The following is a 25662-nucleotide window of genomic DNA, read 5'->3' as shown; positions in this document are numbered from 1 at the left end:
AGGGAGAGGTAGCGTTCCGGAAGCGAAGATTCTGGTCGCCTTTCGCTACCGTTGTCGCGCGTCTCGTTTTTCGTGCTCGGCGAAACGCCTCGCGGAACCGCCTCCGCTCGCGTCGTGCGATCGTGTCGTGCCCATCCGTTTGCCGGAGACTTTCCGATGACATGCGATCGATCATCGTCCCGATCCGCGGCAAGGCGGCAGTCGGCGTGGCGCGGTCGGGCGGCATCGGCGGCGCTCTGCACTATCGCATCGCTTTCGACCGGTGCCGTTTGCGCGCAGGGTGCCGATCGATCGTCCGGCGGCGACCTGCTGGCGCCGCGGCCCGATCACGCCCCCACGATCGACGACATCGTTCGGTCCCGCAGTTTCGCCGATACCCGCGTCATGGGCGGGCGGCGTGCGAAGCCCGGTCAATGGAGAAGCATGGTCGCCATCTTCCGGACGGGCGGACGATACGAGACCCGGAACTTCTGCGGCGGGACGCTGATCGACAAGCGTTGGGTGCTGACGGCCGCCCATTGCGCGGCTGCGATGCAAAAGCTCGCCCGAGAGGACGGCTCCGTCGCCTTCTTCGTGCGGGAGGGTACGCGGGATCTCGGCAAGGGCGGCAAGGACATCGCCGTCGACCGGATCCTCCCCCACGAAGCTTATGTCGCCGAGACGATGCTCAACGATCTGGCCCTCCTGCACCTCGGCTCGCCGGCGAGCGCGCCGCGTCAGCTGCTGCTCGGCCGGAGCGCGTTCCCTTCGCTCGTCGTGCCGCCGAGAGCCGCGACGGTGGTCGGGTACGGTCTGACCTCGGAAGGCGGCGAGAGCTCCCGCGATCTGCTGCAGGCCGACGTTCCGATCGTTTCCACGGAGACATGTGCCGCGGTCTACGGATCGAACCGGATCGGCGACGCGAGCTTCTGCGCCGGCGCGGACGAGGGCGGGCGCGATGCCTGCCAGGGCGATAGCGGGGGACCGTTGTTCATGCGGGTGCCGGGGAACAGCGCTCCGGTTCAGGTCGGCGTGGTCAGCTGGGGGACCGGCTGCGGGCGAAAGGGCTACCCGGGCGTCTACGCATCGGTCGCCAACTTTCAGTCCTGGATCGCTCGAAACGTTCCCGATGCGCGCTTCGTCGATCCGGCAGCCGTCGACCCGCCGAAGCCGTTGCGCGCGACGGTCGCGGCGACGGGGACCCTGATCGCCGGAGCCGGCACCGCGGCGAGGCCCGGCGAACTCGCGCAGCTGGACGTGGACATCGTGCAGGGCCCGGTCGTCAGGCTCGGCAGTTCCATCGAGATGACGGTCGTCTCGTCGGTGTCCGGTTCGCTCACCCTGTTCAACCAGGACAGCGACGGCAGGGCCTATCAGATCTACCCCTCGAAGGTGATGAGCGCGCCTGGCGGCGCGTCCTCCGCCCGTATCGAGGCGGGAGAAACGCTCACGATCCCCTCGCCCGCGATGCGCGATCAGGGCTATCGCTTCAAGGTCACGCCCCCGACCGGCCGAAACTGGCTGATCGCGATGGTGCTGCCGGACCGGGTGAAGGCGGACGATCTCCTGAAACGCTACAGCGACGGCGCGACGATCGGGAGCGATCAACTCGCCGCGCTCGTCGACGAACTGACCGAGCGTGAGCGGAGCACGCGCGATTTCGACCTCGTGAGCGTCGAGCCGACGGATCGCGCGACCGCGAGGCTCGAATATCGGATCGTCCCGTAAATTGCCGAAGTCGTGCCCGGCGTAGAAAACGTTCTTGAGCGGCGAAGGACCGCCGGTCTTCCGCGAAGTCGGAATCAGGCGTAACCTGCCGAAGCGACTCTCTCATGCCCGGGGTACCGTAAGTAACATTCGCAAGGAATGCCGCTTTCGACGAGCGGTGGGTCATTCAGGGGAAACGAACATGCCGCATGGTATTCGCTTCGGTATTCCGCTCATGATCATTTCCGCGGCGATAGCCCTCATGGACGCGCGGCCGGTTCGTGCCGAAGACGAGATCGGTACGTCGGGCGGTCCCGCCGTCGCCCCGGAGACCTGCGATTTCTACGAAGACCAGGATTTCGCTGGCGACCGGGGCAGCATCCACCTGGGTCGACAGATCAGGTATGTCGGCGACAGTTGGAACGATGAAATCAGTTCCATCGCTTGCGCCAACCGTTGCCGGGTCGAAGCCTGGGAGCATCGGGACTTTCAAGGCGCGATGAAGGTGTTCGCGAACGGCTATCAAAGCCAGTATGTCGGCGACGACTGGAACGATCGCATCTCCTCCTTGCGCATCCGCTGCGATGGCGAAAGCTCGGCCGTCAACAACTGTTCCAGCGGCCGGGACACCTGCGAGCAGGGTTTCGTCTGGCGGGAAGCTTCTCCGACCGACCATGTCTGCGTCACCCCGCAGATCCGCGACCAGACCGCCGAGGAAAACCGGCGCAAGGTGGAGCGGTGGGTCAACGGCAACTTCGATGACTACTGCAAATCAGGTTTCGTTTGGCGGGAAGCGTTCGATGGGGACACTGTCTGCGTGCCGCCGCCTTCGCGCGACCAGGCCCATGCGGACAACGGGCGCGCTGCTGCACGCCTCGCGTGCCGGCGGTAGCGTCGCGGCCGAGGGGACGACATGCCGCTGAGACCGATGATCTTCACCCTTCTCGGCATCGTCGCCTTCCTGGCCGCGATCGCGGCCGAGTTCTCGTCCCCGCTCCTCATGCTGAGGCCATCGCACGGCGATGCGGACGCGCCCGGCATCGGCATCGCGGCGCTCGCCTGCCTCGATCTCGTCTTCGTCTATACGCTGATCTTCCTTGCGGTCGACTATTTCCCCGGCATCCGGGCGGTCTTCGCGCGGGTGCAGGGGATCGCGACGCTCGTCCTGTCGATCTTCGCGCTTCTGGCGTCGATCCTGCTCGCCTTCGCCGCCTTCACGCTCCTCATGCTGATGGTGAGCCTCCTGCTGGCGGTGCCCTTCGGCACGATCGCCTATTTCGCCCTCTGGGGCGATTTCGACACCGGCACCGCCAAGGCGATCCTCGGCTTCGCGATGACGATGAAGCTCGTCGGCCTCGGCCTCCTGCTCGGCGCGAGCTTCGCGCTCCTCAAGAACAAGGGGCTCGTGCTGCTCGCTGTCTGCTCGCTCGGCTTGACCTTCGTCCTCGGCCTGCTGCAGTCGATCCCGCCCGGCTTCCTCGTCAGCATCACGGATGCGATCGGCGGCCTGGTCACGCTGATCGTCGTCATCGTCTGGACGCTGATCTTCCTCATCGGCTCGCTGCCGGCGATCGTGCGGGCCGTGCGCAGCGCCGTCTGAAGCCGGCGGGGCGCCTTAGTCGTTGATGCTGAAGGCGACGTCGCCCTGCGTCGCCTCCAGGATCACGTCGGCGTCGCGCCTGCCGACCGTAATGCTGCCGCGCCCGTTCCGGCCAGCATGCTCGCAGCCGGGCGCGATCCCTGTGGCGGTCACGCAGAGCACCTGCTCGTCCTCGCCCGGCGCCCGGGCGACGACCTTCAGCTCGGCGCCGGCGATGAGGCGGAAGCGGGCGGTGCCGAGCTTGCCGTCTGCGGCGAAGAAGCGGCCGCTCCACTGCCGCCCGGCGGCGAGCGTCGTCGGCGGCGCGGCGCGCGGCCGGGCGGCCGGCGGGTCGGGCAGAATGGCGGCAAGCCAGGCCGGCATCTCCGGCGAATAGCCCGCGGGCGGGGTTCCGCTCGCCGGCTGCTGCGGCCAGAACACGAGGACGCCGACGAAAACGAAGCCGACCAGGAGAAGCGCGACGATCAACCAGCGCATCGCCGCTCCCGCCGCCCGTGCCGGGGGTGCGCTCCCGCGACGGCGGGCGTCGCGACCGGCTTCATTGCCCGAGCTGCTTCATCGTCGCGGTGCTGCGCTCGATGCGCCGCAGGAATTGCTGCCGGATCGGGAGATTGCAGATCTGCGGATTGGTCTTGCAGATGTTGACGACCGGACCGACCACCACGCCGCCGCCACCGCCACTCGCGGCCGGCTTCTGGTTGACGGCGACCTGCACCGTTTCGCCGAGCTTCACGACGGTGCCTTCGGGCGGCGCCACCGAGGCGATCACGTTGTTGTCGAGCCCGGCTTCGTGCGCCTCGCCCGGCGACACCCTGAGGCCGATATCGGCGAGCTGCTGCGCGACCGCCACGACGTTCTGGCCGCGGAGCCCGGCCGGTATCGTCACGCCCGGATCGGTCAGCAGCACCGGCTTGCCGTCCGGGTCGTCGGCCACCCCCGTCACCGTGCCGGGATCGTAGCCGGCCGGGTCCCCGGGCCGGCTGCCGATGTCGGGATAGCCATTTTCGGCTGCGATCTTCTGCGCATCGGCGAGGCTGTGGCCGGCCACGAGCTGCGGATCGAGCGCGCCCTTCGGCCAGAAGAGGGCGGCGGCGCCCCCGATCATCGCCAGCACCACGACGGCGAGCACCGCGAAGATCCAGCGCGGCACCTTCGGCTTGGGAGGGGGGACAGCGGGTGCGGCGACCGTGAAGCCGATCGACGGCCCGACCGCGAAGTCCGTGTCCGGCTGCTGCTCGGAAAGCACCAGCAGCTTGAAGGTCTGCGGCCCGGCGGGCGCCCCGGCCGGCACCCGAAGGTGGACGGTGACGCTCGCCGCGCTTCCGGCCGCGAACTCCTGTTCGAGTTCGAGCGGCGAAGTGGGGGGCGCACCGGCGATCGAAAACCATTCCGGTTTCGCCTCGCCTTCCGGCTTCACCCTGATCCGTCCCGCCTGCCGCCCCCCTTGCGTGTTGCGCACCGTACAGGTGACGGAGCCGGTCTGTTCGCCGGTCGACGCCTGGGGCAGGTCGAGCCGGGTCGGGCAGTCGGCGAATTCGAATGTCGGCATGGCGCGTCCTCCCTAGTTCAACGCTCGGTCGAAAGTCCGTCGATCCGGGACCAGCCGTCCCCGTCCGGCGTCATGGCGCCTCCGGAAATCGTCTTCTGGTAGACGGTGCCGTCGGCCGAAAGTCCGAACACGTCGACCCGGTCCGGTCCGGAGGCGACGGCGGCGGGAATGCCGACGAAGCTGCCGCCGAGTACCTGCCAGTCGGTTCCGGAAGGGGACCAGGCGCCGCTCTCGTCGCCGCTCTTGCGAACCATCTGCCCGTTGGTCCCCACGCCGAAGAGATCGAGCTTGCCGGGCGCGCGCGAGACGAGCACGGGCTGATCGACGAATTCGCCGCCGAGCCGGGTCCAGTCGGTGAGATTCGGCACCCAGTTGCTGCCGTCGTAGCGCTTGAAATAGGCGGCGCCGTCCATGCCGATCCCGGCCAAGTCCAGTCGGCCCAGCCCCGAACTCGCCACCGTCACCGGCGAGGAGAAGACGCCGCCGAGACTCGTCCAGCCGCCGGCGTCCGCAGCGCCGTCGATGTAACGGATGTAGAGGCTGGAATCGAAGCCGAGACCGAACATGTCGATCCGCGACGGCCCCCAGCTCACCGTGGCCGGCGGGCTCGTGAACTTGCCGCTGAGGGCCGCCCAGTCGCCCCCCGGCGGCAGATCCGTCTGTCCGGCCTTGCGGTACATGGCGGCATCGGTGCCGATGACGACGAGGTTCAGCTCGTCGCCGCGCCGCACGAGCGAGGGCTGTCGGACCGCGGTGCCGGCGATCCGCATCCACGTGGCGGACGCTTCGCCGGCGGCCCGGAAGAACCGGTGGTAGACCGCCTTGTCGTGCCCGATCGCCACGACGTCGATCGTGCCGTTCGCGGCGGTTGCGGCCACCGGGCTGATCGCCCAGCCGCCGAGCGCCTCCCAGTCGTAGGCCGGCGCCCAGGCCGTCCCGTCGTAATGCTTGCGATAGATCTGCCGGTCGGCCCCGACCGCGAAGAGATCGATCTCGCCCGGCGCGGCCGACACCGCGGCCGGCGTCGAGACGATGCGGGTGCCGGGCTCGACGTAGAGCGTCAGGTCGCCGTTGCCGGCGAGGGCGACCGACGTCACCGTGCCGGGCTTCGCTCCTGCCGCCGGACCCGCGACGGCGGCGGGGTTCGAAAACATCGCTGCCCTGGCCGCTTCGAGGGCCTTCGTCGCCTCCATGCCGACGAATTCGGTGGGGCTGCCGGGCGACGACGGAAGAAGCGCCCAGCCGATGCCGCCGATCATCGCGACCACCACGGCGGCGATGACCGCCAGGGCCCGCCACGGCGCCCTCGGCGCGGGCTTCGGCTTCTCGCTCCAGGGCTGTATCTCGAAGCTCACCGCCGGACCGCGGACGAAGTCCGTGTCGGTGTCCTTCTCGGAGATGACCTCGAGCCGGAAACTCCCCGCCTGCGGCGGCGTGCCGGCCGGAACCCTCGCCTCGATCTCGAAGCTGAGCGCGGCATTCGGCTCGAAGGTGAGCTCGATCTCGCGCGGGTTCGTCGAGGGCGCGCCGGCGATCCGGAACCAGTCCGGCTTCGCGTCGCCCTCCGGCTCGACCGTGACGCGTCCGGCGACCTTGCGGGGCACGATGCTCCTCACCGAGCAGGCGAGTTTGCCCTCCTGCGCGTCGCCGGCGGGCGTCGCCGTCAGCTGCAGGCGGGTCGGGCAGTCGGCGAATTCGAAGCTCGGCATCGGCGCCTCTTCAGGCTTTCTCGGGTTCGGGGTCGGCCAGCACCGCCGGCAGGTCGCCGCTCGCCCGGTTGCGGCGGTTCACCTGCGCGAGGAGATCGTAGCTCAGAAGCAGCGCCGCGGCGCTGAGGACATGCCACCAGGCATGCGGCTGGAAGGGGGAGTCGGGCGCGCACATCCACTTCTCGGCGACCGAGCCGCCACCCTTGGCGTAGCCGTCCGAAAGCCGGAAAAGCAGCCCGAGGCCCAGCGCCCCGCCGATGATGAGGAGTTCCCAGACGAGCTTGCCGCCGAGCGGCCGGTTGGCCACGAACACCATGAGCATCTGCAGGACGAGGAGCACGGCGAGGATCGCGAAGACCGCGTCGGAGTCCCACTTGAGCGGCTTTCGTATCATGTAGCCGAAGAACGGGATGGCGACGGCGAGAAGCCCGCCGACCACCCAGCCGAGCCAGTCGAAATCCCTGGAGACGAAGGCCAGGAGCGTCGCGACCGCCATGAAGGCGGTGAGCAGCGCCATGCCGGTGACCGAGAGGAATCCGTATCCGGCGAGCATGACGGCGATCGCCGTCGCGATCCAGACGAGCCCGAAGGCGAGCCACGTCCACCAGGGCAGCCAGATGAAGGACGGCGTCCGCGTCTGCACGAAGGCGGCATAGACGGAGAGCGAGAGCAGCGCGGCGTAGACCCAGATGATGTCGAGAATCTGCAGGTCGTAGGCGAGCGTCGCGTGGTAGAGCCCGCTCATGATGGCAAGGATCGCGAGATTGCCGCCGAGCAGCATCGCCGCCCAGGAGCGGCCGCGCAGCAGGATCAACGCACCCGCCAGCGCATACGCGACATTGGAGAGCGTGTTCTGCGCCTCGGCGAGCCAACCCTGGCTGGCCGGCCGCTCGCACTGGTCGCCGTGGACCGCGGCAAGGTCGACGATCTCCGTCCCGTAGACCGTCGCGGACCTGTGGAACATCGCCATGACGACGAGGAACCCGAAGAACAGGGCGAAGCTCGCCGCGACGCCCACGGTCCAGGCGTTCCGGCGGTCGGGTGCGTAGCCGATCATGATCGCATGTCTCCGGCAGGTCTCATGGACAAGGTCTCGCGAGCGAATCCTATGGGGCGGGGCCGATTTCGGCGGTGACGAAGGCGGGCTTGGCGACCGAGACGATCCGCTCGACGAGCGCGCGGTGCCGGTCCGCGGCCTTCGGCACCTCGATGCGGATGTGGAAGGGCCGTGCCCGGCCGGCGGCATCGGGAGGGTTCTCGACGATCCGGAAGCCCCGTGTCGCGGTCGCGGTTTCGAGGAGGCCGATCATCGTCTCGACCGTGCCACGGGCCCGCGCGAAGCCCGCGGCGGCGGCGACGAGTTCGCGGAGCGCCCCCGTGTCGATCGTCGCCGCGCGCGTCGAGCCCGCCTCCTCGTCCCCGGCGAGGATCGGGTCGAGCCCCAGCCAGCCGGCGAGCATCCGCACGAAAGGCTCCGGCGCCCGGCGCGGATCGAACCAGCGGTCGAGATCGGCGATGACCGCCTCCGCCGGCCTCAGATGCGACTGGATCACGGCGAGGATCGTTTCGAGCACGCTGCCGGGCGTGATCCCGGCCTGGACGGCTTCCGGCAGCAGGCGGGCGATGGCGCGAAGCTCCAAGCGGCTACTCCTCCGGCAGGTCGTTTTCGCCGACCACCGTCAGTTCGTGCTCGCCGGCGCAGTAGAGCGCATTCGGCGGCAGCGGCGCGCGGTCGGCATAGATCGTCCGGCCCGTCGGCTCGAAGCGGGCGGTCGCGAAAGGCCGGGCGTAGATGCCCTCCGTGCTGGCGGCGAGCGTCAGGGCCGAGTCGGCGGACAGCGCCACCCCGGCGAGCGGCGCCAGCACCTTGCGTTCCTCCGTGATCGGCAGGCCGGAGGCGAGCGCCGAGGGCAGCCAGTCGGCATCGACGCGCGTCGTATCGAGCGTCAGGATGCCGGCGCGGTTGGAGGAGGCGGCGATGAGGTTCCTGCCGATCGCGAGTCCCGTGCAGCTGCCGCCGTTCCAGGCGCGCCCGACCGGCTGCCAGCCGGCGGGATCGATGCCGTCGGCCCGCGCCTCGATGCGGATCACCCCCTCGCCGTCGGCGCCGCTTTCGGCGGCGAGGATCGCGTAGAGCCAGGTGCGCTCGCCCTCGCGGTCGAACAGGAGGCGGCGCACGTCCCGCCCTTCCGCGCCCGGCACCGGCTCGAAGCTCTCCGGTCCGCCGCCCTGGCGCGAGATCAGGACGCCGCGCTTCTCGCGCCGGGCGATCGCCACCATGGCGATGCCGATCGCATGCCGTTGCGCCGCCACCGAATAGAGCCCCTCCTTCAGGCTCTCCTTGCCGTCCGGGCCGACCTCTGTGACGAGCAGCGACACCTGCTGGCTGCCGAAGTCGAGGAGGTGCAGGCCTTTCCGCCCGGCATAGAGGAGGGTCGTCCGGCTTCCGGCCTCGAGGCTCGCGACATCGTAGATCCTCTCGTTCTGGATCGCCTCGGCCACCGTCCAGCGCTCGCCGCCGTCGACCGACACCTTGACGCTGACGGAATCGGCCCCTTGCGCCGCCGACAGGGCCATCAGGAAGCCCGGCCGCTCGGGGTTGGCGCGGATCGTGGTCACGTCCTCGTCCGCTTCGCTCAGCACCGCCGTCCAACTCTCGCCGTGGTCGAGGGAGCGAAAGAGCTTCCGGTCCGCCGCCGCGTAGAAGGTGCGCGGCTGCGTCGGGTCGCGCATCAGGTCGGAAACGCTCCGCTCCGGCCCCTCGTCGATCCGGAAGGCGAGGCGCTCGGCATAGCGGATGCCGGGCTCGGCGAGGATCTCGTCGTAGACGTTCGAGGCGCGCAGCGTCTTGCCGAACGGCCAACCCCGCGTCGGATCGAGAAGCCTGTCGAGCCGCGCCGCGATCCGCGCCTCGACGGCGGCGGGATCCTCCAGCGCGGAGACGACGATCCGCGCGATGATCGAGACGGGGCGCAGGCGCGTGTAGCGCGCGAGCGTGCGCACGCCGATCGGCTTGTGGCGGGCGAGCGCCGCCTCCACCCGCTCGACGAGATGTGGCGTCTGGTGCGCGCCGAGCGTTGCGAGGTCCGGCCGCGCGCCCGGGCCGATCGCCGGGACGACCGCGACTTCCACCACGCCCGGCTCGCCGAAGCTCCAGAGCTCGCGCTGCGCCTGCGCTCGTGCCCGCGCGATGCCGCCCGCCATCAGCGCCACGCGCTCGAAGTCGCGGGCGGTGACGGCGCTAGCCACGACCTGCACCGCCTCGCGCCCGCGGGCGATCGCCTGATCGAGCGTCTCGCCGTCCTCGCCACCCGTCGCTTGGCCGGGATTGGTGACCGAGAGACCCGGGATCGGGGGCTTCATCACCGTCAGCTTCTCCGGCAGCACGTTGCCGGCCCGTCCGCCGCCGACCGAATACCAGGCGCGAATCGTCCGCCCCTTGCCCGGCACGGCGGCGAGCGTCGCCGCGCCGCTGCCCCCGAGCGGCGCGAAGGTGATCGTGCCGGTCGTCCGGTCGACCGCGTAGACCCGGTCGCTCTCCGCCCGATCCAGAAAGGAGGTCACCTCCCGCCAGCGCACGAAGGCCTTGCCGTCGACGTCGGTGGCGGTGAGTTCCGGCGTCAGCGCGACATCGTCCTCCTCGACGGCGACGACGAGCGCCGGGCGATCCGGCAGGTCGCGGATCACGGGCGCCCGGCGGAGCCGGACCGATTGCGCCGGCAGCGCGGTGCCGCTGCCGACAGGTTCCGCGACGACGGATTCCGCATGGATCGCGGTCACGGTCCCCGAGGTGGCGCCGGTTGCGAGCGTGAGATCGGCAACGGTCTCGAAGGTGACGGCGTTCGACGTGTCGCTCACCTTCGTGCCGGCAGGAATCGTCACGGCCTTGCCGACCCGCTCCTCCTCCCGCGAGAACGCAAGCGTGACGACCGCGGCGGCAGGCGGCAGGGGCGACACGCCGAGCAGGTTCAGGAGCGCGACATGCACCTTCTCCGGCACGCGGTTGAGGCGGTGGAGCATGGTCTGCGTCAGGAAGGCGAAGAGTTCCAGCAGGATGACACCGGGATCGCCGGGCGAGAAATCGTTCCAGGCGGGGCTCCGCTTCTTGATGAGATCGAGAGCCTCGAGCTTCAGGCCTTCGGAGGTGCGATCGTCGAGGGACGGGAGGGGGAGGGGCATCAGCCGCCCTCCGACATCAGATCGAGACTCATCGTCAGCGTTTCGCGCCGCTGGGTGGTGCGGACCCGGTAGTCGAGCCGGATCTCCAGCACGCTGCCCGACGCATCCAGCGCGGAGCGGCCGGCCGCGAGCCTGACGACGTCGATCCGCGGCTCGAAGCGGCGCAGCGCCTGGCCGACGTAATGGATCGCAAGCCCCGCCGTCGTCGCGTCGTTGCCGAGAAAGACCAGCCGGTTGAGCGGGCAGCCGTAATCCGGTCGAATCACCCGCTCGCCGGGTCGCGTCGAGAGCAGCATCACGATGGCCTGCCGGATCGCATCGTCGCCGGTGACCGTCGCGATCCCGCCGGAAGCGACGGGGAACGGACCCGCGGCGAACACCGAGCCCGTTTCCGCTCCCGCACCCAGATTGAGGAAGCGCCAGCCGCTGATCATGCTAGGCCCCGCACGTCACGATATCCTGGCCGGGCTTGGCGACGCTGTAGCGGCCGGTGGCGCCCTGGCTCCAGTCGGTGCTGCCGGCCGTCGTATCGAGGCAAAGTCGCCGTCCGTCGATCGCGACGAACTTCGAGTAGCTTCGGTCGTCGACGCCCGTCGTATGACGGCAGGGCGGCGTCGTCGGCGTCAGCATCGGGCAGGCGGCGATCGTCCGGCCGCGCGGGTCGTCGTCGACGAGAACCGGAACCGCGCCGATCCTCACCCACTCCTGCCGCGCTTTCATGGCGACCACGCCGCCATGGCTGCAGAGGAGAAGCGCTTTCCCGGTCAGCACCAGCATCCCTCAGCCCCGCTCGAAGTTGATGAAGTTGGCGCGGAAGGTGATCGTGCGTCCCGGCGCCTCGATGACGAGGTCGGAGACGGTCGCGAGCCTCGCGCTGCCCGGCATGAGTTCGAGCAGGCTCCCGGCCGAGGTCGCCAGCCGGGCGGTCGCTTCGGTCGACGCGAGCTCCAGCCGCTGGCCGCCGCCGGTCCGCAGGATGAACGGCCGCGGCCGCGCGGCGCGAAAGCCGCGCGGCAGGCCGGCCTCCGCATAGAGGCTGCCGAGGATGATGCCCCGCGCCGGATCGCCGTCCGGCATCAGCACCAGGACCTTGTCGTCCACCTCCGGAAAGGCGGCGAGCCCCCTGCCTTCGCCGGCGCCGGCGGTCACCACCTGCATCCAGGGCGAGTCCGTCCCGCCGAGCGCCGGAAAGGCGACGCGCGCCCGGCCGCGATGCTCCGGATCGGCCGTATCCGTCACGACGCCGAGCGTCGCCGCCGGCTGGCGCGGACGGCTCCTTCGCGCCGGAGGATCGGATGAAAGCTCGGTGAGGTAGCCCGCGTCGGCGCTCACCTTGTGCGTGACGGCGCTCGGCACGTAGCGGCCGGCGACGGGCTCCGCCACCCCGAGCAGCGACACCGGCCGCCCGGGGCAGAGCGCCGGATCGCCGAGAACGGTCGCGCGGATGGACGCCGCGGCGGCGACCGCCCGGTCGAACTCGGCGGCGGCGAGCGCTTCCGTCTCTGCCTCGCCTTCCGCGAGCCGGTTGAGGCTCTGGCGATGCCCGTTCGCGCCTTCGTTCGGCGACGTGTCGCGGAACTCCTGCGCGTCCTGGCGGGACAGCGTCACGGTCTTCGTCGCGGCGCTCGCCGCTGTCGCGTTCCAGGACGCGGCGACCGAGCCGCGCTGGTTGCGGTCGTTGGAAACCGTCGCGACCAGCTCGATCAGTTCGCGCCCGAAGGTCAGCGGGATCTCCGCGCCCTCGCCGTCGAGGGCGACGAGCAGCAGCGTCCCGTCGCGGAGCACCGGGTAGAGCCCGGCCTCGGCGGCCAGATCGGCAAGCAGGTCGAAGTCGCTCTGCTCGTGCTGGACGAGGGCCGGGCGTCGCGGCGGATCGGTGGTGGCGCGCGCCGACAGCCCGAGGTCGGCGGCGAGGCTCGCGGCGAGATCGACCGCCGAGACGTCCTGCAGCAGGCGCGGCCGGAAGCTTTTCCGCAGCCGCTGCAGCCGGTCGTAGGCGCGGATGCGGAAGGCGAGGGCGTGCCCCGGCCCGTAGAGATGCGACAGCGCCGTGACCTCGCCCTCGAAGATCGGCGTTCCGGCCGATCCGACGGCGATCGACAGCGCCGCGCCGATCCGGAAAACCCGGAAAAGCGCCGGATCGGCCACAAGGAAATCGATCTCGGCGAGCGCTGGCGCGGCGAGTTCCTGCCTGACGAGAACCGCGGTGACCAGCCGCGCGAGATCGGTGGCCAGCGGCGCCTGATCGACCTGGATGGCGAGCGCGGCGGCGCTCACGGCAGCGCCACCGGAAACTCCGGCAGGATCAGCACCTGTCCTTCCGCGACGTTGAGCGGGTCCTCGATCTCGTTGAAGGCGAGGACCGCCGCCAGCGGTCCGAGGTCGCCGTAATGGCCTGCGACGATTTCGTCGATCCGCGGGCTCGGTATGCCGAACTCGTCCGGCATCAGGGTAACGCCCGTCGACCGCGCCTCGCCGTCGCGACCGACCGCATCCGGCAGCGGCAGCTCGAACTGCGTGGTGGCCGACAAGGGCGCGGGCGAAGCCGCCTTCTCGCTGTCGACGCGCCGCAGCCTGAGCCTCAGCCAGGAGCGTTGCGGCCGCCCGTCCGGCGCGAAGCGCTCGAACTTCTCGGCGACGCTGATCACGACGCCCGGAATGTTCCAGGCGCGACCCCAGATCAGCCGCACGGCCGGCGGCGCGCCGAAGCCGTCGAACCCTTCCCCGTTCTCGGCGAGGTTCCAGACGGGTCGGGTGAGATTGCGCACATCCGCCAGTTCCAGGTCGAAGGGCGGCGCGGCGACCGAGGCGTCGGTCGCGGCTTCAGCCGCCCGCCGCTTCAGGTCCTGGTCGAGATCGATATCGAAAAGGAGGTCGAGGTCGATCTCCGTCGTCCCGCCGCCGGTCGCGATCAGCGGATCGTCGGTAAGCGCCAGTCCGGTGACCGCGCCGGAGGCGAGCCGCCGCCCGCGGAGCCCGGCGCTTCGCCGCACGACGACCGTTTCCGGATTGAGCAGGCAGAAGATCTGCTCGCCGGTCTTTTCGACCAGAAAGGCTATCCGTTCCATGACCGCTCCACCTGGTCGCGGGCGATCCGGGCCAGCCGCTCGCCGTCGTCCGCGGGCGGCCGCTCGTCGAGCGCGTCGGGCTCCGGCAGGCTCGGCCAGCGATCGGCAGGGAAGTCGCGCATCCCGACAACCGAAAGCGGACGATGCGGCGCCGAGCCGGGCGGCACGAAGCCTGTCCATCCGGGCTTCTCCGCCCTTTCGCCGACGTGGAGAACAGGGCGCTCCGCCGGTGCCGGAAGCGATGCCGACCGACCGGCCGGCGCGGTCCATGCTCGTGTCCCGATCGGCGGCGGCGGCGCGGCGGCGCGCGGCGTGCCTTGGGCGGGAGCAACGACGGCGAGCGGCGAGCGCGGGGAAGCCCCGGGCTTCCGCGCGGATGCGTGGGGTGACCGGGACGACGCCTGCCGTGCCGGTTCGCCCCCCGGCTCCCGCGGCAATCCGGTCGGGAGCCGCGGCGAAACGTCCAGTGGCGGAGCCTCGGCGGACGCTTGTTTCGGCGGCGAGGTGACGATCCGCGGGCGCCCGGACCGTGCCGGCCGGACGCTCGACCACGGCGAGGCGGGATTCCCGGCGATGGCGGTCAACGGAGCGGGATCCGGCAGCGTCCCGGGCCGGCCGGGCGCGGCGGGGAGCCGAACGAAGGGCCGGCCGGCCGGACGCGCCGGGTGATCGGGGAACGCGGCCCGCCGCCCTTCGAGCGCGGGCGGGCGCGGCGCGAATGCCGGAGCCGGCATCCTTTCCCGCGCCGCCGCGGCTTCCGCCCAGGACGGCCTTGGCGAAACGGAAGGCGGCGGGCGCGCCGCATCGCCCGGCGATGCCGGCTCGCGCCGGACTTCGGGCGACCCGTCCCGCTCCGGCTCGACCGCGTCTTGCCGGTCTTCGGGCTCCGGCAGGCCGGCGGCGCTCTCCGCCAGCCGCGCCGCGACATAGGCGAACCAGGCGTCCGGCGCGTCCGGATAGCGTTCGCGCAGCGCCGCGTTCGCGCCTGCCGCGGATGGCGGCACGGGCGCCGGCCGGCCGAGCGCGCCGGCCAGAAATCGGAACACGGCCACGGCGGACACTAGGAGCCGCGCCAGCACGGCCATCGTCGTCAAGCCCGCCCGACGCTGTCGAAGACGAGCTTCACCTGCTCGACCGCGATTTCGCGGCCGAGCGCGTCGAGCGGCGCGCCGCTCCATTCCGACGGCCAGGCGTCGATCAGGTTCCAGCGCAGCGCCTCGTCGACGCCGTTCGGCTCGAGCAGGATGATCGAGACGTTCCGCCGCTCGACGCGGCCGGTGACGCCCTTGCTGAACCAGTCCCAAAGATCGTTCGACCGGGTCACCCCGTAGCTCAGCGTCACCTCGGCATAGTCCACCGGGCCCGGGATCGCGCGCACCACCTGGCTCGTGCCGCCCTCGCGATACCGGATCGGCTGGATGCGCGCGCCCAGCCCCGAGCAGCCGGTGAAATGTCCCTCGATCAAGCCGCGGATCTCGAGCTTGAAGTTGAAGTTGCGGTAGGGATCGGTCACCTGACCGATCGCGGCGGCGGCTTTCTCTTCGGGCATCCTCGCCTCCCCTCGCTCAAACCTGTTCGACCGTCGCGCCGGCGGCCGTCTGGCCGATCCGGAAGATCACGAACTCGGCCGGCTTGACCGGAGCGATGCCGACCAGCGTCGTCACCCGCCCGGCGTCGATCTCCTCCGGCGGATTGGTTTCCTCGTCGCATTTGACGAAGAAGGCCTGCTCCGGCGTCGCGCCCATGAGGGCGCCCTGTCGCCAGAGGGTCGTCAGGAACGCCCCGATGTCGCGCCGTATGCTTTTCCAGAGCGTCCGGTCGTTCGGCTCGAAGACCACCCAGCGCATGCTTCGCTCGATCGATTCCTCGATCATGCTGGCAAGCCGGCGGACGTTGAGGTAGCGCCAGTTGCTCGCCGACGGCGCGATCGTGCGCGCCCCCCAGACGAGCACGCCCTCGCGGGCGAACGAGCGAATCACGTTAACGCCGGCCGGGTTCAGCACGTTCTGCTCGGCTCGGCCGATCGTCTGCGTCAGCCCCAGCGCGCCGTAGATCGCGGTGTTGGCCGGGGCCTTGTGGACGCCGCGCTGCAGGTCCATCCGGGCACAGACCCCGGCGATGTGGCCGGACGGCGGAATGGCGACGAGTTCGGCGCCGGCGAGCGCGTCCTGCCCTTTGATCCAGGGGAAGTAGACGGCGCCGAAGCCACGCTGCGAGTCGCGCGGGCGCAGACCCGACTTCCTTCCCTTGCCGCCCTCGTCGCCGACGACGACCGCCCGCGTCATCTGCTCGACGTCCTCGGCCCGCGCCGGCCCATCGAGGATCGCCACCCGGTCGCCGAGCCGTTCGGCGGATGCGATGAGCGCCTCGTAGCTCGCCGCATCGGTGCGGCCGGGCGCGGCGATCAGCGCGATCTCGTCGATGCTGCCGAGGAGGTCGACATCCTTGCCGGGCGTGCCGATCGGCTGGTCGGCGGGACTGTTGACGACGTAGCAACGCGGGCCGCCGTTCAGGAAGAACCCGTAGACGGCATTGGCCAGGTGATTGCCGGCCGCGAGCGGCGGCGCTCCCGCCTGCGTTCCGCCTTTGGCGAAGATGCGCACGAATTCGGAGAAGTTGTTGATCGCCACCGCGTCGTTCAGCCCCGCGGCGACATCGGGCGCGGTTCCCACGAAGCCCGCGACCGAAGTGCCCACCGCCTCGATCGGCCGCGCGCCAGTGTCCGTTTCCTCGATGTATACGCCGGGGCTCAGATAGTTCGGCATGAGCTTAGTCCTTCACGGCTAGGGTGAGGGTGAGGCGCTCGCCTGGTCGCGCGTTCGCTCGCGCCTCCGCGAGGCTCTTGCGGGCGATCACGGTAAAGGAGCCCAGCCCGGGCAGGCCGGAAAAGCGAAAGCTGCCGTCCGGGCGACTTCTCTGACGCAGTTCCAGCGACGGAATTTCGATCAAGGCGTCGCTGATCGGCGAGCCTTCGCAGGTGGCGACCATCCCCTCGACCGCACCGACATCCGACACCTCGAGGATCATTGGCTTCAGCACCGCCGGACCCGCCGGTACGCGGCGGGCGCGCGCGAGACGCGCCGTCAGGACGAGCGCCGGCGGCTCGCCGTCGCTCACGGGCTTGAGGTCGAGCGGCACGCCCTGACCGCCCTCCAGGACCAGAAGCGGAAGCTCGCTCAGCCCGAAGGCGACCTCGCTCGCCAGGCGGTGCAGCTCCAGCGGATCGGCCGTCTCGATCGTGATCTTGTAGGAGAGGAGCAGCGTCGTCGCACGCCGGTCGGAGGAATCGATGCCAAGACCGATGAGTACGAGCCGAATCCCCGCCCGGCCCGCGTCAACTTCCGTCGAGCCGACCGCGACATCGGCCTCGCCGAAGCGGGCTTCGATCCAAGCCTTGAGACCCCGCGTAACGCTGTCTGCCGCCTGCGCCACAACACCCTCCGCTTGCGCTGGAAAGCTGCCGTCCTTGTCCTGGGAATCGTCTCGAACCTGCCCCTTCTTCGCGAAAGGCTAAGGGCAACCAATCAGCTCAGTCGCTAAATACGAATCGAACGCACATTGTATTGCTACCCTGACGATTGCATCGAATCCAGGGTTCTTCAACAACATTCGGAGCGAGCCATAGACGGCCTGCGCCGATAATGATGATGAAGTCGTCACCGCCGTCCTCGTTGCTCAGCTTCACGGGGCGAAGGTCGATAATGACGCTGCGGTAGGCAAAAGATGTGATCGCATCGCCGGCAGCGTAACGGATCAAGGTGCAGGAAGCGCCGCGACCGATTGTGTCCGGGATCGGATGCACGATACTGCCGGCGGTGCTGGCCGAGTTGGCAACGCAGAACTGCCGGATTGCAGCGAGGTCGATGGCAGTTGATCCCGCCACCCGGCCATTCCAAGAGCGCCGCCTTCGAGCGCTCCGTGCCGGACACAGGCCGATGGAGGCGCCCGTTCACGCCGTGATCGTCGAGATCGCTGGACACGGCGACGCCGGGAAGGTTTGGACCGCTAGCGTCTTCGTCCGGATGGGGAGGAGCATCCAACCCTTCCCCCAATTTTCCCGTGCCCCTCGTTGAGGCTCAAGCTCTTCGAGGTTGAATCCGCCGCTGCTTGGCGAGGCTGCTGGTTCTCGTTCTCCAGATCCGTCGAGCGCCTTACCTCGGTCGAACTCGAGACCGCCGAACTCTTTCCGCCAGCAGGCAGTACATCACCTCGGTCATGCCGACGCGAGGACTGCATCCACCACCAGGCGTCCCGCGGTACCGGACCGTCAACCTGCCGAAGGTCGCGACAATCTCCGAGGCGTTCTGGTGAGAGGATGCCGTTTGTCGCCGATCGGCAGGATACGTTCGCTCGCATCCAGATGGATTTCGCGATGCGCTCTCTATCCGGCTTGGTCCAACCCGCGAGCAGGCGGGTACCAGTTCGGTGCGTGTCGCAGTCGTTTCAACGGTGGTTCGAAGGCTGCGAGCGCCTTCGGAGTCCTTGCCATTTGATGTCGCCGGCAATGCCATCTGTTTCTGCCCGCTACACAACCTTCCCACCAAGTCAGCGAACAGCAGTGACCTTTCGCCAACAGTGCGGACCGCGAATGCGGGGGGAAGTGAGGATAAAACAGCCCACTTCACCGGAAGTGAAAACAATACTTTAAGGATAATACGTGGCGGAAAGGGGGAGATTCCGCTCTGAAAAACAAGATACGTAAATGACTGATTCTATTACACTTAAGAAAGTGCCTCTGCCTTCATTTTGTATCTCTTCCTGTATCGCGAGTCGAGAGGGCGCGCGGGAACATGTAAAAAGAACTGGCGGCAAGAGCCCGCTACCGCTTGGTTCTGCAAGATGCCTTCCTACCGTTCCTCATATGCAATAATTTCCAGAAAGGGTACGCATAGCTTGATCTGATTTGTACTGAGGTGCGACCAACAGCAACAACTTGACGTCGATCTGCGACAACCGTCCGCCCGTAGCAGCGTGGCTGGACAGTGATTTCATCATTTTCGACATTGGTAACGACTGTCGTCTGAGTAACTACGCTATGGTTGAGGCGATCGTGATCTGTGATTTAACGAAGGGCATGGACGTTGCGGAGCCATCGGGGGAGGCTAAAAATCTCTCTACCCTAGCCTTCGCCGATGCGGCCGTGATCATTCACGATATACCAGTCATCTATGCTGTCGATAGGACGAGGGAAATTCCTTTCCGATGAGCGGCTATGCTGCCAACTTTGCGGGTAGAAGGTCTTGGATGCTGGGTAAGCATTGTATGAATAAATCAGCATTGACCTAAAGTGCAGAAATTTGCTGCAACCTTCTCGCATTGCGCCTAAAACTGAATCCGCCATATGATGAAATTGTTGTTCGTTCATTACGCGGATATGTTGCCGTCCCTCGGACAGTTCTACGAAAATATCGTATTCGTGCTTCTGCGCTTCAGCGAACGCATCGACACATCGCCTGTAGCGCGCCTCAGCAACTCGATCGAGAAATTCCAACGACGATTTTACCGCAACACTCCTCATAGCTTGTTCGACGTCTCGCATTTCCTCGAAAGCTGATCGAATGCTGCTTGCCATTCGCGAATACCGTGGACTTGGAAACGTCCTGAAAGTGTCGTCAAGTGGCGACTGATCTGTTTCATTGTCTGTGTCGAAATAATTCCAATCTTTGATTGCAAATTCGGTAAATACGATCTTGTTCTCGTCAAAATTTTTTACAGTATCGACAGCTTCAAGCATCTTCTTATGAACTGGCATAAATTGGAGTGCGATCAATTCCAAATGGCGATCGTCGTTTCGTTTGTCACTGATGCGCATCTGATAAATGGTGGCGTAAGCCGCCACAACAGCAAGCAGTCCGGTAGTCAGCGTCTCCCATTCTTTTGGTACGGGGAGACTGAACCACCAATACTCGAACACCATTAGTACTCCGGCGATGAGGACACTTGATGTGAACAGAATACGCCCGTACTTCCGATTGAGACGTGATGAATGAAATCTCATAAAATTCTGGAGGGCGCCGAGTTTGATCCATAAATCCTTCGAAAAATAGCTTACGCCCTATGTAATCTGGAAGGTACCGAATAATTCGATCGCTGAGCATTGTCGTTTCCAAAATTACGTGCTGGTAACTTGGATCAAATCATCTCGCGTCGGCGAGTATATCAACAATTGTAATCAGCAGATTGAAGGAATTGATCGTTTCGCGATCTTGGCAATAGTCGTACGGCTACACCCTGTCGCGCTTTGTATCTGTGTCCAGGACAACTTCTTAGACAGCATCGCGGCAATAGACGCATTTCGCTTCACGTCTTCGGGGCGTCCTTTATACCGACCTTCCTGCTTCGCCTTCGCTTGTCCCTGCGCTTGGCGACGACGGCGGTCCTCGTAGTCTTTCCGGGCGACTGCGGCGAGGACGTCAAGAAGCATGGCGTTCATCGTGTGGAAGATGCGATCGGTGAACCCGTCCGCGGACGCGGCGAGCATCCACGACGTCGGAAGATCGAGGGCGACCACCCGCACCTGACGAGCATCCAGTTCGGCACGGAGTTTCGTCCAATCCCCGGTGGTCAAACGGGATAAGCGGTCGACCTGTTCGATAAGAAGAATGTCCCCTGGACGGCTGTCGGACAGAAGACGGAACAGTTCAGGGCGTGCGAGCTTCGCCCCGCTCTCGTTCTCACGATACGTTCCAGCGATCCGCAGTCCCCGTTCATCGGCGAAGGCTTCGAGTTGAGTGCGGGCGCGGTCGGCGTCCTGTTCATCGGTACTGGCGCGAAGGTAGAGGCGGGCGAGCATGACCATCGGTTTGGTTGGGATGGTTCATACTACGTCGGTTTATTTTGATTCGTCAAACGGGTTTGTGAACCAACAGAAGTGTGGTTCTCTAAGGGCATAACCAAACTGCACCATTGAGATGGCAATTGGCCCATGCTCGAAGCATGGGGATAAGGTAAAACCAGCGCAGCAGGTTAACGTTGGGTAAGAAATACGTTGCACGCGCCGCCTAGCTTCAGCTAACAGACTGCTCAGCGAGCAATTGGTCGCAGGCCTTTGGGGGGTCTGTTGGCTCAGGGAATGCGTCAGCTAGGGGCATCGTAATGGCGAAAATCCTCGATACCAACGGCGAGTTCAGCAGCGGCACGTCCGCCGAACTGCAGAGCTACGACGTCATCCGTGTCTCGGCGGATGATCCGACGGGCGCTGTGTTCGTTCAAGTGTCGGATGGAGGCACGCTCGATCTGACGAAGGCGCTGGAGGGCAAGCGCGGGGCTTTCGTCTACGCATCGGATGAGGGCAACACGATCACCGGTGGGGCGAAGGACGACGTGCTGCTCGGCGGGGCTGCCGCGGACACGCTGAATGGCGGCGCGGGGAACGACGAATTGCAGAGCTATGGTGTCGGCTCGAGCGACACGGCGGACGACGTCCTGAATGGTGGCGCGGGGAACGATACGATCTTCGACTACGGCGGCAAGGTCGCCATCGACGGAGGCACCGGCAACGATCGCATCTATCTCGATTACGGGGTCACGGGCGGCACGGTGGACGGTGGCGCGGATCGCGACGTCCTAAGCTGGAACGGCCTCGACGACATTTCCAGCCTGACGATCAAGAACGTCGAGGTTCTTGAAACCAGGACTGCAAGCTTCACCGGCACGGCGGCGCAGTTCACGGCCTTCAGCCGCATCGTAACCTACGACGACGGCAGCGCCGAAGCATCGGACGTTTCCCTGCGGCTCAGCGGTAGCGGCGCTCTTAACCTGACGAAGGCGCTGGAGGGCAAGCGGGGGGCGTATGTCTACGCGTCCGACGACGGCAACACGATCACCGGCGGGGCGAAGGACGACCACCTCTACGGCGGAGCCGGCGCTGACACGCTGAACGGTGGGGCGGGTAACGACGAGCTGCAGAGTTACATAGTCGGCTCGAACGACACGGCGGACGACGTTTTGAACGGCGGGGCCGGCGACGACAGGATCTTTGACTACGGCGGCAAGGCCGCGGTCAACGGCGGTGCTGGCAACGACCGCGTCTATCTCGGTAATGCAATTACTGGCGGCACGGTGGACGGCGGTGCGGATCGCGACGTGCTGAGCTGGAATGGCCTGAGCGACATCTCCAACCTGACGATCAAGAACGTCGAGGTTTTGGAGGCGGCCGGAGGCATCACTGCCACGGCGGCGCAACTGCAGGGTTTCAATCGGATCGTCTACTACGACGAGGGTGGCTACGACGGTTACGACGTCACGTTGACACTGAAGGGTGCGGGCTCCCTCGATCTGACCAAGGCGTTGGAGGGTCAACGCGCCGCTTATGTCTACGCGTCCGATGCGGGCAACACGATCACCGGCGGCGCGATAGACGACGATCTCTATGGCGGCGCAAAGGCGGATACGCTGAACGGCGGCGACGGCAACGACACGCTCTACGGCCAGCTCGACACCAGCGAGACCGCGAACGACACGCTGAACGGCGGGGCCGGCGACGACACGATCACCGACTACGGCGGCAAGGCTGCCATTAATGGCGGTGCCGGCAACGACCACATCTATCTCGGTTCCGGCATTACCGGCGGCACGGTGGACGGCGGCGCTGATCGCGACGTCCTACAATGGAATGGCGTCAACGACATCTCCAAGCTGACGATCTCGAACGTCGAGGTGCTGGAAGCGGCCGGCGGCATCACCGCGACGGTCAAGCAGCTGCAGGGATTCGATCGGATCGTCTACTATGACGAGGGCGGCTACGAGGGCTATGATGTCAGCCTGACGATCAAGGATGCCGGCACACTCGACCTTACCAAGGCGCTGGAGGGCCAACGGGGAGCCTACGTCTATGCGTCCGACGCCGGCAACACGATCACCGGCGGGGCGAAGGACGACCATCTCTATGGCGGCACGGGCAGCGACACGCTGAACGGCGGCGACGGCAACGATACGCTCATCGGTTCGGTCTCCAGCATCAACGCCCTGACGGGGGATACGCTGAACGGTGGCGCGGGAAACGACTTACTCAACGGTGCATCCGGCAACGACACCTTGAACGGCGGCGCTGGCGACGACACGATCTACGACTATGCCGGCAAGGCGGCGATCGACGGCGGCACCGGTAACGATCACATCTACCTCGGTTCCGGCATTACTGGCGGCATGGTAGACGGCGGTGCCGACCGTGACGTGCTCGGCTGGAACGGCCTCAGCGACATCTCCAACCTGATGATCAAGAACGTCGAGGTGCTGGAAACAGCTGGCACCATCACGGCGACGGCGGCGCAACTGCAGGGCTTCGACCGGATCGTCTACTACGACGAGGGTGGTTACGACGGCTACGACGTCACGTTGACGCTCAAAGGTGCGGGCGAACTCGACCTGACGAAGGCGTTGGATGGACAGCGGGGCGCCTACGTCTTTGCGTCCGACGCCGGCAACACGATCACTGGTGGGGCGAAGGACGACTATCTCTACGGCCGTGCGGGCAGCGACACGCTAAACGGTGGCGCGGGCAACGACACGCTGGGCAGCGACTGGTCGCAGTCCGAAACGGCGAACGACGTGCTGAACGGCGGCGCTGGCAACGATACGATCTTCGACTTCGGTGGCGAGGCCGCGATCGATGGCGGCACCGGTAACGACCAGATCACTCTTGGTTCCGGCATCACCGGCGGCATGGTCGATGGCGGCGCCGATCGTGACGTGCTCGGCTGGAACGGCCTCAGCGACATCTCCAACCTGACGATCTCGAATGTCGAAGTGCTTGAGGCGGCTGGAGGTATCACTGCCACGGCGTCGCAGCTGCAGAGCTTCGACCGGATCGTATTCTACGACGAAGGCGGCTACGACACCTCCCCCGTCAGCCTGACGATCAAGGGCGCAAGCTCGCTCGATCTGACCAAGGCGCTGGAAGGGCAGCGCGCCGCGGCGATCTACACGTCCGACGTCGGCAACGCGGTCACCGGCGGCGCAAAGGGCGACACCTTCTTCGGCGGCACGGGCAACGACACATTCAAGGGCGCCGGCAGCAACGACGCGCTCTACGGCGGCGACGGCAACGACACGGCGGTCTACGACGGCAACTACGTGAACTACACGCTCAGCGGCAAGCCGGGTGATGTATCGTTCCAGCTGCAGGGCAATGGCACGAGCGCCGGCGACGGGACGGACTTGCTGGTGAACATGGAGTTCATCCGCTTCAAGGACGGCGTGCTCGATCTGGCGACGGGCAAGTTCACGCCTTCGACGGTCTACGACGCACCGAAGGTTGTCTTGTCCGGTGCTGCGGCGGGTGGCACGGGCGGCGTGGCGTTGACGCTGGACGGGCAGGCGGCGGCCGGCAAGACGGTCGACATCTACAACGGTGCGGTGAAGCTTGGCTCGGTCACGGTCGACAACAACGGCCGCTTCAGCGCGACGCTGTCCGAGCTGAAGCTGCCGGCTGGCGCGACCACCGCGGAACTGAAGATCACCGCCAAGGTGAACGACGGCACCATCACCGGCCCGGCCTCCGAGTCGGTGGTAGTCGAGATCGGCACGGGTGCGGGGCTAGCGGCGAAGCTCTCGACCTATGCCGCGACTGCTGGGCTGGCGGCGGTGTTCATCACCGACGGCATGAACCTCGCCTTCGGCTCGAAGGCGGCGCTGGATACGGCGCTCGGCGACTATGCCGCGGTGCTGGCGAAGGTGGTCGGCACCTATACGCTGAGCGTCGAGACGACGGACGCGGCCGGCAAGCACTCCGACCTCTACCTTGCCGATGGAACGCTGCGGAAGAGCGTGCTGGTCGCCCCCGACGGCGCGCTGAAGGCGGCAGGCTACGCGGCGGACGGGGTGACCAAGATCACCGAATACGCGGTGCACGACGGGGTGCGCGAGGAGAAGCACTTCGCCGTCACCGGCAAGGCTTACGCCCGCGAGGAGGCGGTCTACGACGCCAAGACTAACAAGCCGGTCTCGATCGACCGCTACGACGCGAACGGCAAGCACGTCTTCAGCGATGTCTTTGCGGCCGACGGCAGCCACACCGTGACGGAATGGAAGGCGAACGGCGACATGCAGGTGCGCGACTACGACGCCAAGGGCCGGCTGACGGCGGAGAAGCTCACCGACGGCGACAACACGCTGGTTCGCACGCAGGCGATCAGCGCGGACGGTTCGAGCGAGACGCACCGCTACGACCGCGACAGCGGCGTGGAAACGAGCGCAACGCTGCGGGAAGCCGACGGGAGTCGGGTGGAGAAGCTGCTGAACGTTCAGAACAAGGCTTACGTCGAGCAGGACAGCATCTACTCGGCGGGCAACAAGCTGCTTTCCATCGATCAGATGGCGGCAGACGGGAGCCATGCGCAGTTCGCCAAGGCAGCGGGCCAGGTGCTGGTCTCGCATGTGGGTGTGGCGGACGTGTTCACGGCGCTGAAGGGCGGGGCGGACGCCTTTGCCTTCGACAAGGGCTTCGGTAAGGACACCGTGTCGGGCTTCCAGGCGGGCGGCGGTGCCAACCACGACGTCCTGCGGATCGACGACAGCTACGCCTCAAGCTTCGCCGACCTTACAGGCAAGATCACGAAGAGTGGTGCCGACACGCTGATCAGCCTCGCCGCCGGCGACACCATCCTGCTAAAGGGCATCGCCCCCAATGCCCTCACCAGCGACAACTTCCAGTTCATCCATCACGACACGCTGGTCTGATCGTTTCGAGCGATAATCTCAATGCAGTAAGGGCGGCCTGCAAGGGCCGCCCTTCGCACATCAAGGATATGTTTGAGTTGACTGCGATCCGTTCGCCGCGAAATTGACTTCTCAGACAAAGGCCACGATCGAACATATCGACCGATTTCGCGCCGATGCCTCACGCAACGAGGACCCTATGGGGCGTTCGAT

At 67.0% G+C, this 25662-nt stretch carries 21 protein-coding genes; 4 read left to right on the top strand and 17 right to left on the bottom strand.

The annotated features are described in order from the left end of the window. The first annotated feature begins 156 nt into the window (after positions 1 to 156). The 3 genes from F6X38_RS05510 (at position 157) to F6X38_RS05500 (ending at position 3286) form a co-directional block, all read left to right on the top strand. Positions 157 to 1707: a trypsin-like serine protease gene (locus F6X38_RS05510; RefSeq protein WP_150968599.1), complete on the top strand. Its 1551-nt coding sequence runs from the start codon at positions 157 to 159 to the stop codon at positions 1705 to 1707. 181 nt (positions 1708 to 1888) lie between these two features. Next, the gene (locus F6X38_RS05505) at positions 1889 to 2578 is read left to right on the top strand and encodes a beta/gamma crystallin domain-containing protein (protein ID WP_150968597.1); all 690 of its coding nucleotides are present in this window, start codon (positions 1889 to 1891) and stop codon (positions 2576 to 2578) included. A gap of 21 nt (positions 2579 to 2599) precedes the next feature. Further along, positions 2600 to 3286, top strand: a complete 687-nt coding sequence (locus tag F6X38_RS05500) for a hypothetical protein (RefSeq protein WP_150968595.1) — start codon at positions 2600 to 2602, stop codon at positions 3284 to 3286. A 15-nt stretch (positions 3287 to 3301) separates the two neighbouring features. On the opposite strand, the gene F6X38_RS05495 is transcribed toward F6X38_RS05500, so the two are convergent. The 17 genes from F6X38_RS05495 to F6X38_RS05420 form a co-directional block, all read right to left on the bottom strand. Further along, the gene (locus tag F6X38_RS05495) at positions 3302 to 3763 is read right to left on the bottom strand and encodes a hypothetical protein (RefSeq protein WP_150968593.1); all 462 of its coding nucleotides are present in this window, start codon (positions 3761 to 3763) and stop codon (positions 3302 to 3304) included. Positions 3764 to 3824: 61 nt separating this feature from the next. Then, positions 3825 to 4835: a hypothetical protein gene (locus F6X38_RS05490; protein WP_150968591.1), complete on the bottom strand. Its 1011-nt coding sequence runs from the start codon at positions 4833 to 4835 to the stop codon at positions 3825 to 3827. Positions 4836 to 4852: 17 nt separating this feature from the next. Beyond that, positions 4853 to 6544: a PLL family lectin gene (locus tag F6X38_RS05485; protein ID WP_150968589.1), complete on the bottom strand. Its 1692-nt coding sequence runs from the start codon at positions 6542 to 6544 to the stop codon at positions 4853 to 4855. A gap of 10 nt (positions 6545 to 6554) precedes the next feature. Continuing rightward, positions 6555 to 7601: a ceramidase domain-containing protein gene (locus tag F6X38_RS05480; protein WP_161992635.1), complete on the bottom strand. Its 1047-nt coding sequence runs from the start codon at positions 7599 to 7601 to the stop codon at positions 6555 to 6557. A 49-nt stretch (positions 7602 to 7650) separates the two neighbouring features. Further along, positions 7651 to 8184, bottom strand: coding sequence for a phage tail protein (locus F6X38_RS23290; RefSeq protein WP_161992634.1), 534 nt, complete (start codon positions 8182 to 8184; stop codon positions 7651 to 7653). 4 nt (positions 8185 to 8188) lie between these two features. Continuing rightward, the gene (locus F6X38_RS05475) at positions 8189 to 10723 is read right to left on the bottom strand and encodes a baseplate J/gp47 family protein (protein WP_150968587.1); all 2535 of its coding nucleotides are present in this window, start codon (positions 10721 to 10723) and stop codon (positions 8189 to 8191) included. After that, positions 10723 to 11157, bottom strand: a complete 435-nt coding sequence (locus F6X38_RS05470; RefSeq protein ID WP_150968586.1) for a GPW/gp25 family protein — start codon at positions 11155 to 11157, stop codon at positions 10723 to 10725. Before F6X38_RS05470 ends, F6X38_RS05475 begins: the two co-directional genes overlap by 1 nt. 1 nt (position 11158) lies before the next feature. Next, entirely contained in the window at positions 11159 to 11500 is a 342-nt protein-coding gene (locus F6X38_RS05465) for a hypothetical protein (RefSeq protein ID WP_150968585.1), read from the bottom strand. Positions 11501 to 11503: 3 nt separating this feature from the next. Then, positions 11504 to 13000 carry a phage baseplate assembly protein V gene (locus F6X38_RS05460; protein WP_150968584.1) on the bottom strand — a complete coding sequence of 499 codons (1497 nt, stop codon included), beginning with the start codon at positions 12998 to 13000 and terminating at the stop codon, positions 11504 to 11506. Then, positions 12997 to 13791: a CIS tube protein gene (locus tag F6X38_RS05455; protein WP_150968582.1), complete on the bottom strand. Its 795-nt coding sequence runs from the start codon at positions 13789 to 13791 to the stop codon at positions 12997 to 12999. The genes F6X38_RS05460 and F6X38_RS05455 overlap by 4 nt, the downstream gene beginning before the upstream one ends. Continuing rightward, positions 13779 to 13913 (bottom strand): hypothetical protein, encoded by a 135-nt coding sequence (locus F6X38_RS24075; protein ID WP_281353050.1) that lies wholly within the window; start codon positions 13911 to 13913, stop codon positions 13779 to 13781. The genes F6X38_RS05455 and F6X38_RS24075 overlap by 13 nt, the downstream gene beginning before the upstream one ends. A 968-nt stretch (positions 13914 to 14881) precedes the next feature. After that, a complete protein-coding gene (locus F6X38_RS05445) occupies positions 14882 to 15340 on the bottom strand; it encodes a phage tail protein (RefSeq protein WP_150968580.1) in 459 nt (152 codons plus the stop codon). 16 nt (positions 15341 to 15356) lie between these two features. Then, positions 15357 to 16556 carry a phage tail sheath family protein gene (locus F6X38_RS05440; protein ID WP_150968578.1) on the bottom strand — a complete coding sequence of 400 codons (1200 nt, stop codon included), beginning with the start codon at positions 16554 to 16556 and terminating at the stop codon, positions 15357 to 15359. Between the two features lie 4 nt (positions 16557 to 16560). Then, the gene (locus F6X38_RS05435) at positions 16561 to 17223 is read right to left on the bottom strand and encodes a hypothetical protein (protein ID WP_150968576.1); all 663 of its coding nucleotides are present in this window, start codon (positions 17221 to 17223) and stop codon (positions 16561 to 16563) included. Positions 17224 to 17320: 97 nt separating this feature from the next. Beyond that, positions 17321 to 17674 (bottom strand): hypothetical protein, encoded by a 354-nt coding sequence (locus F6X38_RS05430; RefSeq protein WP_150968574.1) that lies wholly within the window; start codon positions 17672 to 17674, stop codon positions 17321 to 17323. Positions 17675 to 18910: 1236 nt separating this feature from the next. Continuing rightward, positions 18911 to 19705: a hypothetical protein gene (locus F6X38_RS05425; RefSeq protein ID WP_150968572.1), complete on the bottom strand. Its 795-nt coding sequence runs from the start codon at positions 19703 to 19705 to the stop codon at positions 18911 to 18913. 258 nt (positions 19706 to 19963) lie between these two features. Then, the gene (locus F6X38_RS05420; RefSeq protein ID WP_150968570.1) at positions 19964 to 20584 is read right to left on the bottom strand and encodes a recombinase family protein; all 621 of its coding nucleotides are present in this window, start codon (positions 20582 to 20584) and stop codon (positions 19964 to 19966) included. A gap of 302 nt (positions 20585 to 20886) precedes the next feature. Between F6X38_RS05420 and F6X38_RS05415 the strand changes: the two genes are divergently transcribed. Then, positions 20887 to 25470 (top strand): beta strand repeat-containing protein, encoded by a 4584-nt coding sequence (locus tag F6X38_RS05415; protein ID WP_150968568.1) that lies wholly within the window; start codon positions 20887 to 20889, stop codon positions 25468 to 25470. Positions 25471 to 25662 lie beyond the last annotated feature (192 nt).

This window comes from Plantimonas leprariae, from assembly GCF_008802405.1.
GTDB lineage: Bacteria > Pseudomonadota > Alphaproteobacteria > Rhizobiales > Rhizobiaceae > Plantimonas > Plantimonas leprariae.
The sequence above is the reverse complement of the archived record's forward strand: the minus strand, read 5'-3'. Positions and strand labels throughout refer to the sequence as shown.

What these genes read in the sequence shown, in the direction of transcription:
- F6X38_RS05505 (WP_150968597.1), top strand. Translation starts at nt 1,889, where the DNA reads ATGCCGCATGGTATTCGCTTCGGTATTCCGCTCATGATCATTTCCGCG.
- F6X38_RS05480 (WP_161992635.1), bottom strand. Translation starts at nt 7,601, where the DNA reads ATGATCGGCTACGCACCCGACCGCCGGAACGCCTGGACCGTGGGCGTC.
- F6X38_RS05440 (WP_150968578.1), bottom strand. Translation starts at nt 16,556, where the DNA reads ATGCCGAACTATCTGAGCCCCGGCGTATACATCGAGGAAACGGACACT.
- F6X38_RS05420 (WP_150968570.1), bottom strand. Translation starts at nt 20,584, where the DNA reads ATGCTCGCCCGCCTCTACCTTCGCGCCAGTACCGATGAACAGGACGCC.
- F6X38_RS05495 (WP_150968593.1), bottom strand. Translation starts at nt 3,763, where the DNA reads ATGCGCTGGTTGATCGTCGCGCTTCTCCTGGTCGGCTTCGTTTTCGTC.
- F6X38_RS05415 (WP_150968568.1), top strand. Translation starts at nt 20,887, where the DNA reads ATGGCGAAAATCCTCGATACCAACGGCGAGTTCAGCAGCGGCACGTCC.
- F6X38_RS05490 (WP_150968591.1), bottom strand. Translation starts at nt 4,835, where the DNA reads ATGCCGACATTCGAATTCGCCGACTGCCCGACCCGGCTCGACCTGCCC.
- F6X38_RS05455 (WP_150968582.1), bottom strand. Translation starts at nt 13,791, where the DNA reads ATGGAACGGATAGCCTTTCTGGTCGAAAAGACCGGCGAGCAGATCTTC.
- F6X38_RS05470 (WP_150968586.1), bottom strand. Translation starts at nt 11,157, where the DNA reads ATGATCAGCGGCTGGCGCTTCCTCAATCTGGGTGCGGGAGCGGAAACG.
- F6X38_RS05465 (WP_150968585.1), bottom strand. Translation starts at nt 11,500, where the DNA reads ATGCTGGTGCTGACCGGGAAAGCGCTTCTCCTCTGCAGCCATGGCGGC.
- F6X38_RS05475 (WP_150968587.1), bottom strand. Translation starts at nt 10,723, where the DNA reads ATGCCCCTCCCCCTCCCGTCCCTCGACGATCGCACCTCCGAAGGCCTG.
- F6X38_RS05510 (WP_150968599.1), top strand. Translation starts at nt 157, where the DNA reads ATGACATGCGATCGATCATCGTCCCGATCCGCGGCAAGGCGGCAGTCG.
- F6X38_RS05485 (WP_150968589.1), bottom strand. Translation starts at nt 6,544, where the DNA reads ATGCCGAGCTTCGAATTCGCCGACTGCCCGACCCGCCTGCAGCTGACG.
- F6X38_RS24075 (WP_281353050.1), bottom strand. Translation starts at nt 13,913, where the DNA reads ATGCGCGACTTCCCTGCCGATCGCTGGCCGAGCCTGCCGGAGCCCGAC.
- F6X38_RS05445 (WP_150968580.1), bottom strand. Translation starts at nt 15,340, where the DNA reads ATGCCCGAAGAGAAAGCCGCCGCCGCGATCGGTCAGGTGACCGATCCC.
- F6X38_RS05500 (WP_150968595.1), top strand. Translation starts at nt 2,600, where the DNA reads ATGCCGCTGAGACCGATGATCTTCACCCTTCTCGGCATCGTCGCCTTC.